A 17,911-nucleotide genomic window follows, 5' to 3' on the forward strand; every position below is an offset into this window, starting at 1 on the left:
AAGATGAATGGCCTCAAGCTGCCTGCGGGGTACAGTTATGAAATGGGTGGGGAAGTAGAATCGAGAAATAACTCCTTCGGAGGTTTCATGAGCATCATTCTGGTTACCGTGTTCCTGTTTATTGCAGTCTTGATCTTGCTGTTTAAGACATTTAAGAGCACATTGATTGTGCTTTCAGTGATTCCGCTCGGTGTAGTAGGTGCTGCGGTGGCTTTGTGGCTCACCGGCAATTCACTTTCCTTTGTGGCCATCATCGGGTTAATTGCGCTTGCAGGAATAGAGGTGAAAAATACCATCCTTCTGGTCGATTTTACCAATCAGCTGCGGCGTCAGGGTAAAGGCCTGCAGGAAGCCATTCGCGAAGCCGGGGAAATCCGGTTCCTGCCGATTGTGCTGACTTCACTTACAGCGATCGGGGGGCTTACACCTATTGCCATCTCTACAAACCCATTGGTCGCGCCACTGGCCATTGTATTGATCGGCGGACTGATCAGCTCCACTTTGCTTTCCAGGATCGTAACACCGATTATTTATGAGCTGATTCCGCCTGCGATTGATAAGGACACTGAAAGTTAGCCGCATTTCGCCAAATCGATTTATATATTTATGTTTATGTACTGAATGAAACCAAACGTGAATTGATGAAAAATATCATTGTTGCGGCCGCTATTTATTGTACCCTGCCGGCCGTGCTATTTGCCCAAACCAAGCCAAATGAACCTGCTGATTATGTAAACCCATTTATTGGTGCCAGTACGAGTGAAAAGGCCGCCGGGACTTACCATGGTCTGGGAAAAACATTCCCCGGTGCCACAACTCCTTACGGAATGGTACAGGTGAGCCCAAATACCATAACCGGCGGCGATAACGGGCCCGGTTACAGCGATGAACATACGACTATTGAAGGCTTTGCTTTTACACAGATGAGCGGGATCGGCTGGTACGGGGACCTGGGGAATTTCCTGGTAATGCCAACAGTCGGTAAACTTCAAACCGCTGCAGGCAAAGCAGATCATCCGGAAAGTGGTTATCGTTCAGGATACAAAAAGAATTCAGAGCAGGCTGCTGCGGGCTATTATTCAGTACAGCTGACCGAAGGGAATATTAAGGTTGAGGCAACTGCCGCGAGAAGAAGCGGGATGCTGAGGTTCACTTTTCCACAGAACCAGCAATCACGTATACAGATTGATCTGGCCAGACGTGTTGGCGGTACGTCCATACTTCAGTCTGTTAAAGTTGTCAATGAAAATACAATAGAGGGCTGGATGAAATGTACGCCGGAAGGAGGCGGCTGGGGCAATGGTGCCGGGAAGGCAGATTATACAGTTTACTTTCATGCGAAATTTAGCAAGCCGCTAAAAAAATATGGCATCTGGTCTGCCAATATCCCCCTGGACTGGAAGCGTAAGCTCGAAGATGTGACCAGTGATAAATACCAGCAGCGGGTTGCCGGCGCTGATATTCTGGGAGGAGTTAAAGAAAAAGAAGGGAAACACCTTGGCTTTTATACTGAATTTGAGACCAATAAAGATGAGGAGGTGATCCTGAAAACAGGAATCTCTTTTGTGAGCATTGCCGGTGCCAGGAGTAATTTACAAACGGATATCAAAGACTGGAATTTTGATAAGGTCAGGACTTCAGCCAAAGCACTCTGGAACCAGTCGCTTTCCAAAATAAGCATCAGCGGTGGCACTGAAGAGGAAAAAAAGGTATTTTACACCGCCTTGTACCATACACAAATCGACCCGCGGACTTTTTCCGATGCAGATGGCAATTATACCGGCGGCGATGAAATGGTTCATCAGGCAAAAAACTTTACCAAGCGTACGATTTTTAGCGGATGGGATGTGTTCAGGAGTCAGATGCCTTTGCAAACCGTGATTAATCCGGCCCTGGTAAATGACATGCTCAATTCCCTGGTCACCCTTGCGGATGAGAAGAAAGAAGACTACCTGGAAAGATGGGAGTTTCTGAATGCTTACAGCGGCTGCATGATCGGTAATCCCGCAGTTTCTGTCATGGCCGATGCCTATGCCAAAGGGATCAGAAACTTCAATATCGATCGTGGTTACCAGCTTGCGGTAAACAGTGTGGAGAAATTTGGCAATGGTAAAAAGGGCAACGCAGGAGGCATTTCTTCCACCCTTGAGTATGCTTATTTTGAGTGGTGCGTTGCTCAGATGGCCAAAATGCTGAACAAGCCGGCCGATGAAAAAAAATATGCTGCACGTTCCAGGTCTTACAAGAACATCTGGGATGCAGAGAAAGGCTGGTTCAGACCAAGGAATGAAGATGGCAGCTGGGAGCCCTGGCCGAAGGAAGGCAGACTTACGCAGGGCTACGGTTCTGTAGAATCTAACCCTTATCAGCAGGGTTGGTTTGTTCCCCAGGATATTGACGGAATGATCAGCCAGATGGGCGGCAGAGAAAAAACGCTTGCTGACCTCACTAATTTTTTCGATAAGGTTCCTGAAAGCATGATGTGGAATGACTATTACAACCACGCAAATGAACCTGTTCACCATGTGCCGTTCCTGTTCAACAGGTTGGGTGCACCATGGCTTACTCAAAAGTGGACGAGGGCGATATGCAGTAAAGCCTACCGCAATTCTGTAATAGGCCTGGTAGGTAATGAGGATGTTGGTCAGATGTCGGCCTGGTACGTGCTGGCCGCCAGCGGTTTTCACCCGATCACACCCGGAAGTACCCGGTATGAGCTGACCAGTCCGGTTTTCAGCAGGATAGCTATTCAGCTGGACCCTGCCTATTACAAAGGCAAACAATTTAGCATAACAGCTATCGGTAATAGCCCGCAAAACATTTATATCCAGTCCGCAAAACTCAATGGGAAGCCTTATAACAAGTGCTACATAGACCACAAAGACATTGTAGCGGGCGGAAAGCTGGAGCTGCAGATGGGAAGTCAGCCGAACAAGAACTGGGGAATAAATTAAATATAAACAGATGAAGAAATTAATTAGCATACTTGGGCTATTCCTGCTCATTCAGGTTCAGATGCAGGCCCAGACACCTGGCACAAAACTACCGGACTGGGCGTTAGGCCCATTTGTGCGCCCTGCAGGTGTCAACCCTGTCATTTCTCCTGATTCTACCACCAGCTTTTATGATCCTATGCAAAAAAAACAGCTGGACTGGGAAAGCAATGATACCTTTAACCCGGCTGCAACTGTAAAAAACGGAAAGATATACGTCTTGTACAGGGCTGAAGACAAATCTGGTGTGGGCATCGGTCACCGGACCTCCAGGATAGGCCTGGCCGAAAGCAGCAACGGCACCACCATGAAAAGAACCGGAAAACCGGTACTCTATCCGGGTGTCGATGATCAGCAGGAGTTTGAATGGACTGGTGGCTGTGAAGATCCCCGGGTAGCGATGACGGAAGACGGCACATACCTTTTGTTGTATACGCAATGGAACAAAAAAACTCCGCGCCTGGGATCCGCAACTTCTAAAGACCTCATTACCTGGAAAAAACACGGGCCAATATTTCAGGATGCCTATCAGGGTAAGTTTCATAACATCGCTTCCAAATCGGCTTCGATACTCACTAAATTAAAAAATGGCAAACTGGTCATTACCAAACATAAAGGAAAATACTGGATGTACTGGGGAGAAAACCATGTATATGCGGCGACTTCAACCAACCTGGTCGACTGGGAGCCGGTGATCAATGAGAATGGAGCGCTTAAAGAACTTGTTTCCCCGCGTAAAGGTTATTTTGACAGCAGCTTAACGGAGTGTGGCCCTCCTGCAATACTGACCTCCAAAGGAATAGTGCTTTTGTATAATGGTAAGAACCATGGAGGTAAAGACAGTGATCCAAACTATACATCCAATTCTTATTGTGCAGGTCAGATGCTTTTTAGTGCTTCAGATCCTTCTAAATTTATTACCAGGCTCGACAAACCATTCCTGGTCCCAACGGCGCCTTTTGAAAAAAGCGGGCAATACCCTGCAGGTACAGTTTTCATAGAAGGACTGGTGTATTATAAGAATAAATACATGCTCTATTATGGCTGCGCGGACTCAAAAGTCGCGGTAGCGATATATGATCCGGCAAAAAAATAAAGCTAAACATGAAAAAGACGATTTACCTGCTGCTCCCCATTTGTTTTGCCGCTCATCTGGTAATGGCCAGGCAAACATCTCTTAAAGTTGCTGACATTTTGCAAAGTAATATGGTGGTACAGCAAAACAAGCCTTTTAAAGTTTGGGGCAGAGCTGTGGCCGGATCTGTCATAACTATTAAAGCAGACTGGACGGCAACATCTACACAGGTCACTGCTGCAGGGGATGGAAGTTTTATGGCAATCGTAAATGTACCTCAGGTAGTACCGGGCAATTTTACCAAACACAAAATCACGGTAAAAAACAATACTGCTGAGGTCGTCCTTGAGGATATTCTCATCGGCGAAGTCTGGATCTGCAGCGGACAGTCCAATATGCAGTTTAAACTATCGGAAGATAAAAATGCAGCGACAGAACTTCCACTCGCCAATAATCCCAACATCAGGGTGTTCAACGCCGAACTTAATTTTAGTGCAGAGCCTATTCAGAACATAAAGGGAAAATGGTTGCCATGTACAACCGAAAATGTGAAAAATTTTACAGCGGTCGGTTATTATTTCGGGAAGCTGCTTCAGGAGCGGCTAAATCTCCCGGTAGGCATTATATTTTCCGGGATCGGCGCATCAAAAGTCGAGGCATTTATTCCCAGAGATGTGCTCTCCGCCAATCCATTGCTAGATTCAGTCTATCTGAAACTCTATTTAAACAGTCCGAAATCGAAAGAGGTTATCAATGGTGGCTTTAGCTTCGAAAAAGTGACCAGGCCGTTTTTACTGTACAATGCGTTAATCAACCCGCTCATCAATTTATCTGTTAAAGGTTTTTGCTGGTATCAGGGAGAAGGCAACCGCATGGAAAGGCATACTTATACCCTCGCAACACAAAGTATGATCAAGAGCTGGAGAAAGAACTTCGGCCAGGGTGACCTTCCTTTTTATTATGTTCAGGTAGCACCGTTCTTCTATGATAAAGAAGACCCAACGCTAAACGATTATGCATTCTTTAGAGAAGCACAGGAGAAAGTCTCCGAAATAAACAATACGGCAATGATAGTTAGTATGGACGTTGGCGAAGCAAAAGACCTGCACCCAAAAAATAAAAAACCCTTAGGTCTCCGGCTGGCGAAGACCGCATTGAACCGGACCTATGGAATAGATAGTGTTTCGTATCTTGGGCCGCATTACCATCACATCGCTATCAAAGGTAAGGAAGTAACTGTCTTTTTTGACGAAAAGACGATAAACAGCGGCCTCAGTACCAATGATCATCAGGCGCCATCTTTTTTCACCCTTGCCGGTAGTGATGGTGTTTTTTATGATGCCCGGGCAGTTATCGACGGGAAAACGATCAAAGTTGTATCAGCTAAAGTAAAGAGACCTGTCGCAGTCCGTTATGCCTTTACAAATTATCCGGTTACCAATCTGCAGAATAATAATGGTATACCGGCATTTCCTTTCCGGTCAGACCGATGGCCGGAAAGGAAATGACGCGGTGTGGCATTTAGCTTTCGACGATCTGGAAGCTGCCAGGTGTGATACCGGTAGATTTTACAACCCGGTTCCAGGAATTGATCGCTATGGTCAACATGCAAAAACTTGATGAATGCGTTTTGGACTACATCTTCAGCTTCCTCAACCGACCCGCAGATATGGTACGCATAAGATGTAAGTAAATCCCTTAAGTCTGCATGAAGCGCTTCAAGATTATACGTTGTCATAGCAAAAAGTATTTGTAAAAAATTTTAGGTATGCCGGTGTCAAGGCGTAAAAATGAAACCAAACCCGACAAAATCCGCTTCTGTTTTGTGGATGTATATTTTAGCCTGCACAGCCACCCAGTCCAGCACGCTGTATTTCATGCCCGCTGTCCAGTAAGTATGGTTGTCCCGGTAGCTATTGTAGTGTAAATAATAGCCATATTTCATCATCAGAGCCAGCCTGCCCATCCAAATATCCGGACCTAGAGCAGCTCCAATCCGCCAGTGCTCATAAGAGGTCGCAAACGACTGATATGTTCTGTTGAAATCTGCCGGATCAAATACAGAGTGGTAATAAACCGCATCTATCCCGGAGCTCAAGGCAAAAATAGAATTCAGCCGGTAGTTATACCCTGCATATAAGCCTGTTCTGAAATACCCTTCTTTGCTTTGATACACCCCTCTTCGTCCCATATTAATGCCGATGTCCACAGTATGTGTCTTATGCTGGAAAGTGCTGACCCTGACAGAATCCCGACTTACACTTTTACCGATACTCTGAACAATACCTAAACTTACATTTGCCGTGTTCATGCCATTATTGGGTACCCTGACGGCCGCATTAGAGTAATGGAGAATGTCGATACCTGCTGTGATCTGAGTAGCCGGGCTGATCGTCGTGGCTATTTTTAACCCTGCTCTGGAAGTAAAATTGGTGTGGCTGCCTATCAGTGGATTCCCGTTTGTAAAAAACGTCTTTGCAGCGTACCCGATCCCAAACGCCGGTGAAAATAAGAGTTCTGTTTTGTTTAGTTTTATTACGGAGATGTTTAGTCCGCCCAGCAGTGCATAGGAGTCGCCAAATACACCTTCTTTAGGATCATCTGCCAGCTTAACATCACCCATGTTCTTATAATTGAACACCAGATCTATGCTTTTCAGGCGCATGGCGCGCATCCATTTGCTGGGGTTGTCAATGGTATTCAGGTGATATAGCAGTTCGCCGCCATATGCGGTGCCGGTCAGTTTATGATTAGCAGTAAAAACCCCTACAGAAACTTGCGGACTAAATTCTATACTGTTTGAGTGATTTTCCTGTGCATTTGCAAACCCGGCAAAAAGGAGCATGAAAAATGATAAAGCTGATTTTTTCAATTGCATCTGTTATGAGGCCATGATCTTGGTTGTCCTGCCTATAGCGATCTTCTTGACTGCGCTGATGATCGATACCGTATCATAACCGCAAAGCGCCCAGAGTTCAGGCTGTTCCCCGTGTTCTATGAATTCATCAGGAATGCCTAAACGGATCACCTGCGCATTGTACTTATGGTCTGCCATGAATTCAAGGACCGCGCTCCCTACTCCGCCTTGCAGACACCCGTCTTCTACTGTGATGATGTACTTGTACCTGGTGAATACATCGTGGAGCAGGTTCATATCGAGGGGCTTGGCAAAACGGAGGTCGTAGTGTGCCGGATGTATACCTTCACTGTTAAGTTCCTGGCAGGCCTCCACCGCAAAATTGCCAACATGTCCTATGGTCAGTATGGCCACATCCTCACCGTCGCTGATCTTTCTTCCGGTACCGATTTCCAGTGCTTTCAGCGGACGTTTCCAGTCTGTCATTGTGCCGTTTCCTCTCGGATAGCGAATCACAAAAGGACCCGAGTTCTCCAGCTGTGCCGTATACATCAGGTTCCTCAGTTCTTCTTCGTTCATTGGCGCCGATACCGTCATATTTGGAATACAGCGCATAAAAGCAAGGTCATAAGCGCCATGATGCGTGGCACCGTCGGCACCTGCAAGTCCGGCCCTGTCCAGGCAGAAGACCACATTCAAGTTTTGTATGGCCACATCATGGATCACCTGGTCATACGCCCTTTGCATAAAGCTGGAATAGATATTGCAAAATGGCACAAGCCCTTGCGTGGCCAGTCCGGCCGAGAAGGTGACGGCATGCTGTTCCGCAATACCTACATCAAATGCTCTTTCCGGCATAGCCTTCATCATGATGTTCATTGATGATCCGGATGGCATCGCCGGGGTAATCCCAACTATTTTTTTATTGGCTTCAGCGAGTTCAACCAGCGTATGTCCGAAAACTTCCTGGTACTTCGGCGGCTGCGGCTTGTCAGCTACCGGTTTTTTGATCTCTCCAGTGATCTTATCAAAAAGGCCAGGTGCATGCCACTTGGTCTGATCTTTTTCAGCAAGAGCAAAGCCCTTGCCTTTCACAGTTACACAATGTAGTAACTTAGGCCCCGGAATGTCTTTCAGGTCTTTGATCACCTGGGTCAGACGGACGACATCATGTCCGTCCACCGGACCAAAATACCGGAAGTTCAGTGCCTCAAACAGGTTGCTCTGTTTCAGCAAAGTGCCCTTTATGCTTTTCTCTATTTTCTTAACAAACTTATGCGCATTCGGGCCAAGCTCAGAAAGCCTGATCAGCACATTGGATATGTCATCCCTGAAGCGGTTGTAAGATTTAGAAGTGGTAATGTTCGTTAAATATTCTTTTAATGCACCTACATTCGGATCTATGGACATGCAGTTGTCATTCAATATCACCAGCAGATTTGAATTTTCAATACCAGCATGGTTCAGGCCTTCAAAAGCAAGGCCTGCAGTCATCGCTCCGTCACCAATCACAGCGACATGCTGGCGGTCAGTTTCTCCCTTATAATGAGAAGCAACAGCCATCCCCAATGCCGCTGAAATAGACGTGGAAGAGTGTCCTACACCAAAAGTATCGTATTCGCTTTCGCTGATCTTGGGAAAACCGCTGATGCCGTTGATGATCCTGTTGGTATGAAATACAGACTTACGTCCCGTCAGGATCTTATGGCCATAGGCCTGGTGGCCAACATCCCAAACCAGCTTATCATATGGGGTATTCAATGCGTAATGCAGGGCTACGGTGAGTTCTACCACACCCAGACTTGCTCCAAAATGACCGCCGTTTACACTGACTACATCTATTATATATTGTCTCAGTTCCTTGCAGATCTGCTCCAGGTCCTGTTCTTTATACTGCTTGAGATCAGCGGGATAATTTATGTTCGGCAATAATAACGGACTGTTGATGTCTTCCATGCAGTAATTGTAGAATAGAAAGTACAAAGTAAGGGATTTTGTTACCAAACTAAGAAGGAAAATCTTAATTTTACAAAAATATACTTCGATAAATGACTAGAGATACTTTAATTTTTGATTTGATTGACAGGGAATTGAACCGTCAGGAACACGGTCTTGAACTGATCGCATCAGAAAACTTTGTAAGCAAGCAGGTAATGGAAGCTGCGGGCTCTTGCCTAACCAATAAATATGCCGAAGGCCTTCCGGGCAAGCGCTATTATGGCGGATGCCAGATAGTTGACGAAATAGAAACCATTGCTATTGAACGGGCTAAAAAATTATTTGGTGCAGCATGGGTAAACGTACAGCCCCATTCCGGTGCACAGGCCAACGCTGCTGTAATGCTGGCAGTGATCCAGCCGGGAGATAAAATACTGGGCTTTGACCTTTCCCATGGCGGTCACCTTACACATGGTTCACCTGTAAACTTTTCAGGAAAATTATATAGCCCGTTATTTTACGGAGTAAAGAAAGAAACCGGTCTTATCGACTATGAAAAGCTCGAAGAACTGGCCCTTGCCGAAAAGCCTAAACTGATCATTGTTGGAGCGTCAGCTTATTCCAGGGAATGGGATTATGCTTTTGTCCGCAGTGTGGCAGACAAGATCGGCGCATTGGTCATGGCAGACATTTCACACCCTGCCGGTTTGATCGCACGCGGTTTGCTCAACGATCCGCTTCCGCACTGTCACATCGTGACCACTACTACTCACAAAACACTAAGAGGCCCAAGAGGCGGTATGATCATGATGGGCAAAGACTTTGAAAATCCTTTCGGATTAAAAACACCCAAAGGCGAAATCAGGATGATGTCGTCTGTGTTGGATATGGCTGTGTTCCCAGGCACCCAGGGCGGTCCGCTTGAGCACATCATAGCCGCAAAAGCCATTGCTTTTGGAGAGGCGCTGACCGATGAGTATTTAGCCTATGCAAAACAACTGCAGATCAATGCACAGGCGATGGCCAAAGCATTTGTCAGCAGAGGCTACGGCATCATTTCAGGAGGTACAGACAACCACCTGATGCTGATTGACCTGCGCAACAAAAATATAACCGGTAAACTTGCAGAAAATGCATTGGAAAAAGCCGACATTACCGTAAACAAGAACATGGTTCCTTTCGACGACCGTTCCCCGTTTGTAACTTCAGGTATCCGCGTAGGTACCGCAGCTATAACCACCAGGGGATTTAAAGAAACCGATATGGAAGAGATCGTTGACCTTATTGATCAGGTGATCAGTAACCCTGAAGACGAAAAGAATTTAGAGCAGGTAAAACAAAAGGTTATTGCCCTTGTAAGCCGCTTTCCACTATATAAATAGATGGTGATCACAAATTAATGTTACCTAAGCGCAATTCATCGGCCAGTGAGGATGAACGTATTAAAGCATTGCATGATTATAATATATTGGACACTCCCCAGGAGTATGAGTTCGATAACATTAGCAAACTTGCAGGTTTAATATGTAACGCACCGATAGCGTTGATTACACTGGTTGATGAAGAGCGTCTTTTTTTTAAATCCCTGGTAGGGGCCCCCGTACAGGAGGTTCCCCGTGAAGTATCCTTTAGTGCGTTCACTATACAGGGCGATGACGTGCTGGAGGTCCCGGATGCTTTACTCGACGAAAGGTTCAGCAGTCATCCCGGCGTTATTAGCGGTTCGTATGTACGCTTTTATGCCGGCGCACCACTGATCGATGCAAACGGGTATAAGCTGGGTGTAGTAGGCGTGTTTGATACTGTGCCCAGGACAATTACCCGGGAACAGAAAGACGGCCTGAAGATCCTCGCCAAAGAGATCATTACCCATATCATGCTCAAAAAGAAAAGCGCAGAACTTGATGCCAAGACCCGCCGCTTTGAGGAGATGCTTAACCTTTCTACCGTATCCCCCGAAATCCATTGCATTCTTGATTATGAGGGCAGGATCCTGTTCATTAATGATGCGGTGACGAGTATCCTTGAATATTCTGCAGAAGAAGCGACAGGACTTAACATGTGGGAGTTCTGCAATAAAGAGGATGCGGGCGGAGTGGTCGGGCAGATTGAAACAGGGCTTAAGCAGGGTGTCAAGCAGTTCAATATCGATTTCAGGATCGTCAGCAAAAGCGGAATCACCCGCTGGCTGAGCTGGAACATGGTAGCCAAGGCAGGACGCTGGTATACCTACGGACGCGATATTACCGAAAACAAGCGTGTAGAAAATGAACTGATGAAGCTGTCGTTCGTGGCCAGCAAGGTCAACAATGCGGTGGTGATCAACGATGCCAACAACCACGTAACCTGGGTAAACGATGCTTTTGAGAAGATCACCGGCTTTACACTCGAAGATCTGCGGGGCAAGCGTTTGGGTGACCTGATTACCGGTCCTAAAACTGATCTGGAATTGCTGGGCAAAGCCAGAGGGTTCACCAGGCAGAACAAATCTTTTACCGTCGATCTGCTGGCATACCGTAAGGACAAAAAAGAAATCTGGCTATCCATATACAATACCGTGGTATTAAACGATGAGGGCAACGTAGATATAGAGGTCGAGATCATCATCGACATCACCGATAAGAAGAAGGCCGAAGCCGAAATGCTGCAGGCAAAGGAACAGGCGCTGCAGCTGAGCGAAGCCAAGGAGATGTTCCTTTCTGTAATGAGCCATGAGATCAGGACCCCGTTGAATGCCGTCATAGGGATGACCCATTTGCTGCTGGACAATAATCCCAGACCTTCGCAAATGGCAGACCTCAATATCCTCAAATTTTCTTCGGAGAACCTTTTAAACATCATAAACGATATACTGGACTTTACCAAGATCGAGACCGGTAACATGCAGCTGGAAAATATGCCGCTTAGCATAAAGGCGCTTGCAGCAGATATTTTGATCTCCCTCAAGGTCAGTGCGAAGAAAAAGGAAAATAAGCTGGAACTGTCCATTGACGAGCGCATCCCGGAAAACATCCTTGGAGATAAGACAAGATTGTATCAGATACTGATGAATTTATTGGGTAATGCCGTTAAATTTACCAATAAAGGAACGATCCTGCTGCTTGCCAGACTCGAACAGGAAACAGCCACCGGAACTGAGATCTATTTTGAGATCAAAGACGATGGGATAGGCATCCCGCAGGACAAACTTTCCTATATTTTTGAAACCTTTACTCAAGCCAAGACCGACATATCAAGGAAGTACGGGGGGACCGGGCTGGGCCTGGCCATTACCAAAAAATTACTCAGGCTTTACAATTCTGATATCATGGTAAAAAGTGAAGAAGGTGTAGGTACGGCGTTTTCATTTACCATACTTTTTAAGAAAGCAGCAGCCGGAAGCAGCACTGTTCAGGCATTGGAGGGACCCGAATCCTTTGCCGGCAAAAAGATACTGGTCGTAGATGACAACGAGATCAATATTTTGGTAGCGGGCAGAATGCTGAGCAAATGGGGTTTCGAACTTGACTTCGCATCAGGCGGCGTGGAAGCTATAGCAAAAGTAAAGTGCAATAAGTACGACCTCATCTTTATGGACATCAAAATGCCCGGTATAGATGGTTTCGAGACCACCAGCATCATCCGGAAAATCGAAGGTGATTACTTCAAGTCTGTTCCTATCATAGCGCTTACCGCTTCAACACTGCAAGATGAGAATCTCAAGTTCAAAGTATCTGGAATGAACGGACATATCTTAAAACCATTCAAGCCGGCCGACATCAGGAATATAATTTCGGCTCATATTTCTAAATAAACTTCAAGGAAAATTTTACCGGATTTCTTGTTAAGAATAAAGGGCCGACATTCCATAGGCATGGAAGTATCGACCCTTAAATTAACGCTCTCACGACAAAGAAACGAATTATTATTGAATCTGCAAAAAATAATTACTGTTTTTTTTTGTTATCCGTAAATTAATTTTGCTAATCCATTTTAGCGACCCCGGATGCGAAGAATAATTTTAAAAATAATTTCAACTGCGGGTATTGCGGGTCAGAGCCAGGGATTATAAAAGTAAAGAGCCGATATCTCTTTGAAGAAAATATCGACTCTTACCATCTAAATTAACGCTCTCATATATATAAACGCAGCGGACTGCAAATTGTTTTGCACCGCAGCATTTTTTTATTTTCCTGTTTTTATTATTCCGCGCAGGCCGCCACGGCAATGCTCAATTTTCGGATACCGCATCGCTGCAGTTCTATTGCACAGGCGGTAATGGTAGCGCCCGTAGTGACCACATCGTCGACGATCAAAATGTGCTTCCCGCTCAGCTCCCCTGGTTTTATCACACTAAATGCACGCTGCATGTTTTGATGTCTGCTGTATCTCCCTTTGAGGGTCTGGCTTTCCGTTGCTATATTTCTGATCAGGGTCGTATCGTTTACAGGGATATCCAATATCGCGGACAGTCCTTCTGCTATAAATGCACTTTGATTATAACCACGTTTTTTTTCCTTGCTTTTGTGCAGGGGTACCGGAATAATGACCTCGACATCCCTGTAAAACTCCGACTTTAAAAGCCGTTCTGCCATCATCATTCCCAGCTTTATACCCACTTCAGACCGTCCGTTGTATTTGAGGTTATAAATGATCCTTTGCACCCTGCTGCCTTTTTTATAGCGAAGGAGGGCCATTGCTGCATGAAATGGTACTTTCCCCCAAAAATGTTTGGCTACCCTGTTGTCTTTGTACAGGTAATGATCTGTATACGGGAGGCGATAGAGGCAGCCGCTGCAAATGCCGGATTCCCCCCGATTTAAATGGTTGCTGCAGCCGCTGCAGAGGCTGGGAAACAGTAAACTTAAAAGATTTCCCGCCAGGAAGGGCAGGCGCTGAAAAACCCGGGTAATGAAATTCATCGCCTAAATTAGATCCTTTGCCGGACATAGCGGTAATCAGATCCGGCGGTAATTACATTAATTCTGGTCTTGGTTTAATTTTGTTCCTTAACAGCGAGCTGCCCGCAGGCTGCATCAATGTCCTTACCACGGCTGCGCCGGATATTGGTATTGACACCCTGGCTTTTCAGGTAACTGGAGAAAGCATCGATCTTATCCCCTTCAGCATTGATAAAATCAGCGAACTGGATCGGGTTGTATTCGATCAGGTTGACCTTGCAGGGGATGTGTTTACAAAATCTGGCCAGTTCCATCGCATCCTCGATCTCATCGTTAAAATTATTGAAAACGATGTATTCGTAGGTTACCGGATTCCTGGTCTTGGAGAAATAATATTTTAGTGATTCTTCCAGTGCTTTCAGCGAATTGTGCTCGTTAATGGGCATGATCTCGTTGCGCTTCTTGTCATTCGCCGCATGCAGTGACAATGCCAGATTAAACTTGGCTCCGTCATCGCCGAGCTTCTTGATCATCTTGGATATACCGGCTGTAGAAACCGTAATGCGCTTGTAAGACATATTCAGTCCATCCGGGGCAGTGATGCGTTCAATGGACTTCATGACATTGGCGTAATTCAGCAGGGGCTCGCCCATGCCCATATACACAATATTGGTAAGTGGTGCATTGTAGTTCTTTTTGGCCTGTATGTCTATCAGCACCACCTGGTCATAAATCTCATCTGCGTTCAGGTTCCGCTTGCGGTCCATATAGCCTGTAGCACAGAACTTGCAGGTCAGACTGCAGCCTACCTGGGAACTTACGCAGGCCGTCATGCGGTCGTCCATCGGGATCAACACCCCTTCTACAATGTTGCCGTCGTACAGCCTGAATGCATTTTTGATGGTATGGTCATTGCTGAACTGGGAATTGTTCACTTCCACCACATTGATGGCATAGTTTTCATCCAGCTTGTTCCTCAGTTCCTTAGAAATGTTGCTCATCTCTTCAAAACTCCGCGCTGATTTTTCCCAAAGCCACTGGTAAACCTGTTTGGCCCGGTAGGAAGGTTCCTTCATCGCAGTAAAATGCTGCTGCAATTGGGGAAGATCAAGCGAACGGATGTCTATTTTAGTTGGAAGCATTTATGAATAGCAAGGCAATTTGCCTGCAAAGGTACCAAAAATATTTTTAGTGTCTTTTGTTCTTTGCTTTAGCTTTCCTGTCCGGCCCTCCGGTCCTGTTCCAGTCGCCCTGCGAAGCAGCAGTACCTTTCACTTTTCCCGGCGTTTTACCTACAGCTTTTCCTTTCCCACCTGCCGGTCTGTCTGCCCTGCTTGTTGAAGCGGGCGATTTTCCTGTTGACTTTCTTGGACCAGAACTGCCATACGGGCTGGCTCCGCCTTTTGTTGCTGCAGACCTGCCTTTGGCAAAAGCCCTGCCCGGAGTAATGTTCTCCATTAGGTCTTCCTCTTTCATCGACATGAATTTTGCATTGGGTTTTCTGGCCGGTGCGGCTTTTTTAGCGACTCCGATTTTAGCAGGTGCTGTCTTCCCGGCAGCTGGTCCTTTGCCCTGGTCTTCAAGCTCGCCTTTGTTCTTTTTTGGTTTAGAAGCATCCTCAAGTGAACTTGATTTGGCAACCATATTGTAAATTTCTGTTTGCTCTTCAGGAGTCAGCTCACGCCATTCTCCCAATGGGATCCCTTTCACGCTGACGTTCATGATCCGCACCCGCTCCAGTTTAGTCACCTCAAATCCAAAATGCTCACACATTCTCCTGATCTGGCGGTTCAATCCCTGGATCAATGTGATCTTAAACACGTTATTGCCTTCTTTGCTGACCTTGCATTTTTTGGTCATCACGCCCAGTACCGGAACCCCTTTGGCCATACCAGCAAGAAAAGTATCGGTAACCGGCTTGCTCACCGTAACCAGGTATTCCTTTTCATGATTATTTCCTGCACGCAGGATCTTATTGACCAGATCTCCATTATTGGTCAGAAATATCAGCCCCTGCGAATCTTTATCTAAACGACCGATAGGAAATACCCTTTCACTATGGTTTACGTGATCTACAATATTGCTTTTTACCCCGGCTTCAGTTGTACTGGTAATGCCCACCGGTTTGTTGTAAGCTATCAAAACCGTATTTTCAACTTCTTTTGGCTCAATGGTCTGACCGTTTACGGTCACGATATCGCCAAAGAATACCTTGTCACCGACTTTGGCCTTCTTACCGTTTATAATAACATTACCCTGTTCAATATACCTGTCGGCCGCCCTTCTTGAACAAAGGCCGCTTTCACTGATGTATTTATTTAACCGGGTTGTAGAATCAGACATGAGTAATGGATTATAAATTGATTTCCTAATAATTTACAAAGGAATCAATTTATAACCACATATGCTATGAAACCTCGTGATTTTTAAAATCACATCGCCCTACCACCTTGTTCAAAAACAAAAAAGGCTAAACTTGAAGACCATCCGACCCCATTTTAAAATGCCGGATACCATTTTAAAAACGCTTTTCATGAGTTTAAAAATTCATTTCGTCAGCACTTGGACCAAAGCTTCCCGGGATCGGTATGTCCAGCAGCCTGAGAAATACCCCCAGCTGGGCCCTGTGGTGAATGATCTGGTTAATGCTCATCCTGATCACATCAGTTTTAGGATCTACACTGAAGATCTGTTCGCCGCTTCTCAGTGTCCAGCCTTTATCGAGTACATTTTCATACTCAGCGGTCAGGTGGCTTCTGCCATCTTCCAGGGACCTTTCAAAATAAGCCAGTAATTCTTCAGTCGTATTGACATCAACCGGCAGATAAGGGTTGTTCTCAAAATCCAGTTCGTCGGTGGTCAGTGCCATCGTGACCCATGAAGGGAGCTCTGCAATGTGGGTGCCCAGTCTTTTGACGGTCATGCTTTTTGGGTGTGGCTGCCAGCCAAATTTATCAGTCGGTACCCTTTCCAGCATTTTGCGGGTTACTAATGCCTGTTCGTTCAGTTCGTTCAAAAATTGCTTAATTCTGCTCATGACTTTTGTTGTTTTGTTATATTATTTATGATGATTTCAGATTGATAACACAAAGAAAAGGCAGGCCACTGACAACCCTATGGCAGTGTGATTTTCTTTTTTACGAATAGTACATGCGCTCTTACTGAGTACGCTGTGAGTACCGGGTGAGTACGCCCTGAGTACGCCTTTTTCCTAGAGAAAGGCGCACTCACCGTGGACTCAGGGTGCACTCACCCTGCACTCAGTCAGAATGGATACCAAATCCAGCTACTATGAAAATAACAGGCATATCGAATTCGGAAAATTTAAAGGGATTTAATGTCAGTTAAAGGTAAAAGGATCTTTTCAAAAAAGAGAAGCAATTTAATAATGCGATTATTGTTAATAAAAGCGTGGCTGAAATATTTCATTTTTCAATTTGAATAATTGATTTTTGTAAAACAGGGAATTGGGAATAATGATTGATTATAAAAGATTTAATGATGTGGAATTACTTGGGATGCTCAAAGCATCCGATCGCCGTGCCTACACCGAGATCTATAACAGGTATCATTATCTCCTGCTCAACCACGCTTATAAAAAACTACGGGACGAGGAACTGGCCAAGGATGTAATCCAGGAACTTTTTGCGGGCCTTTGGATGCGAAGGGAGCAGGAAATCAACTCGACCAACCTGGCGGGTTACCTGTATACCATCGCCAGAAACAAAATCCTGGATATCTTTGCCCATCAAAAGGTCCGCTCAAATTATGTGGAAACCTCATTGCAGGATTTTGCACTCCATAACAGCTATTCAAATACCGATCACCTGATCAGGGAAAAGGAATTCATGATCTACATTGAAAGGGAGATACAGGCCCTTCCAAAGAAGATGCGCGAGATATTTGAGCTGAGCAGGAAAGGCAACCTGACGCATAAGGAAATTGCTGCAAAACTGGATACTTCGGAACATAATGTGAGCAAGCAGATCAGCAATGCAATCAAAATACTGAGAAAGAAAACAGATATTTTCATTCTCATCTATTTCTTATACGGTCCTTTTTAATATATTGATTTACAGAAATTTGTAATTTATTTCAATTTTTTTCAAAGAAAATCTTCCTGTTCCTCCTTTCTGAATCGTTTTACCTTTAAATCAGATAGCTCAAA

At 45.4% G+C, this 17,911-nt stretch carries 14 protein-coding genes; 7 read left to right on the top strand and 7 right to left on the bottom strand.

Translation table 11 applies throughout. From position 1 onward, the window contains the following. The 4 genes from VK541_RS03775 to VK541_RS03790 form a co-directional block, all read left to right on the top strand. A partial coding sequence (locus VK541_RS03775) for an efflux RND transporter permease subunit (protein WP_324367070.1) occupies window positions 1-576 on the top strand: 576 nt, incomplete at its 5' end. A gap of 65 nt (window positions 577-641) precedes the next feature. Next, a complete protein-coding gene (locus tag VK541_RS03780) occupies window positions 642-2,954 on the top strand; it encodes a GH92 family glycosyl hydrolase (protein WP_324367072.1) in 2,313 nt (770 codons plus the stop codon). Between the two features lie 10 nt (window positions 2,955-2,964). Next, window positions 2,965-4,089 (top strand): glycoside hydrolase family 130 protein, encoded by a 1,125-nt coding sequence (locus VK541_RS03785; protein ID WP_324367073.1) that lies wholly within the window; start codon window positions 2,965-2,967, stop codon window positions 4,087-4,089. A gap of 8 nt (window positions 4,090-4,097) precedes the next feature. Then, complete coding sequence (locus VK541_RS03790) at window positions 4,098-5,576, top strand: sialate O-acetylesterase (protein WP_324367075.1); 1,479 nt, start codon at window positions 4,098-4,100, stop codon at window positions 5,574-5,576. On the opposite strand, the gene VK541_RS25790 is transcribed toward VK541_RS03790, so the two are convergent. From VK541_RS25790 to dxs, 3 genes are read right to left on the bottom strand one after another with little or no spacing between them, the layout of a single operon-like run. Continuing rightward, entirely contained in the window at window positions 5,495-5,806 is a 312-nt protein-coding gene (locus VK541_RS25790; protein WP_414692603.1) for a sigma factor, read from the bottom strand. The two genes, VK541_RS03790 and VK541_RS25790, sit on opposite strands and share 82 nt — an antisense overlap. Window positions 5,807-5,845: 39 nt before the next feature. Continuing rightward, window positions 5,846-6,940, bottom strand: a complete 1,095-nt coding sequence (locus VK541_RS03795) for an acyloxyacyl hydrolase (RefSeq protein ID WP_324367077.1) — start codon at window positions 6,938-6,940, stop codon at window positions 5,846-5,848. Between the two features lie 9 nt (window positions 6,941-6,949). Next, complete coding sequence (gene dxs / locus VK541_RS03800; RefSeq protein WP_324367118.1) at window positions 6,950-8,881, bottom strand: 1-deoxy-D-xylulose-5-phosphate synthase; 1,932 nt, start codon at window positions 8,879-8,881, stop codon at window positions 6,950-6,952. A gap of 92 nt (window positions 8,882-8,973) precedes the next feature. Here dxs and glyA point away from each other — a divergent pair, with 92 nt between their 5' ends. After that, complete coding sequence (gene glyA, locus VK541_RS03805) at window positions 8,974-10,245, top strand: serine hydroxymethyltransferase (protein WP_324367079.1); 1,272 nt, start codon at window positions 8,974-8,976, stop codon at window positions 10,243-10,245. A 17-nt stretch (window positions 10,246-10,262) separates the two neighbouring features. Next, on the top strand, window positions 10,263-12,656 hold the full coding sequence (locus tag VK541_RS03810; protein WP_324367081.1) for a PAS domain S-box protein: 2,394 nt from the start codon (window positions 10,263-10,265) through the stop codon (window positions 12,654-12,656). 388 nt (window positions 12,657-13,044) lie between these two features. Here the strand turns inward: VK541_RS03810 and VK541_RS03815 are convergent, their stop codons facing one another. The 4 genes from VK541_RS03815 to VK541_RS03830 form a co-directional block, all read right to left on the bottom strand. Further along, entirely contained in the window at window positions 13,045-13,764 is a 720-nt protein-coding gene (locus VK541_RS03815) for a ComF family protein (RefSeq protein WP_324367083.1), read from the bottom strand. Between the two features lie 74 nt (window positions 13,765-13,838). Next, window positions 13,839-14,885: a 23S rRNA (adenine(2503)-C(2))-methyltransferase RlmN gene (gene rlmN / locus VK541_RS03820; RefSeq protein WP_324367085.1), complete on the bottom strand. Its 1,047-nt coding sequence runs from the start codon at window positions 14,883-14,885 to the stop codon at window positions 13,839-13,841. Window positions 14,886-14,931: 46 nt separating this feature from the next. After that, the gene (gene rluF, locus VK541_RS03825; protein WP_324367087.1) at window positions 14,932-16,086 is read right to left on the bottom strand and encodes a 23S rRNA pseudouridine(2604) synthase RluF; all 1,155 of its coding nucleotides are present in this window, start codon (window positions 16,084-16,086) and stop codon (window positions 14,932-14,934) included. Window positions 16,087-16,282: 196 nt separating this feature from the next. Beyond that, a complete protein-coding gene (locus VK541_RS03830; RefSeq protein WP_324367089.1) occupies window positions 16,283-16,780 on the bottom strand; it encodes a DinB family protein in 498 nt (165 codons plus the stop codon). Between the two features lie 439 nt (window positions 16,781-17,219). On the opposite strand from VK541_RS03830, the gene VK541_RS03835 reads away from it, so the two are divergent. After that, complete coding sequence (locus VK541_RS03835) at window positions 17,220-17,807, top strand: RNA polymerase sigma-70 factor (protein ID WP_324367091.1); 588 nt, start codon at window positions 17,220-17,222, stop codon at window positions 17,805-17,807. The last annotated feature ends 104 nt before the right edge of the window (window positions 17,808-17,911 follow it).

This window comes from Pedobacter sp. (assembly GCF_035317785.1).
GTDB lineage: Bacteria > Bacteroidota > Bacteroidia > Sphingobacteriales > Sphingobacteriaceae > Pedobacter.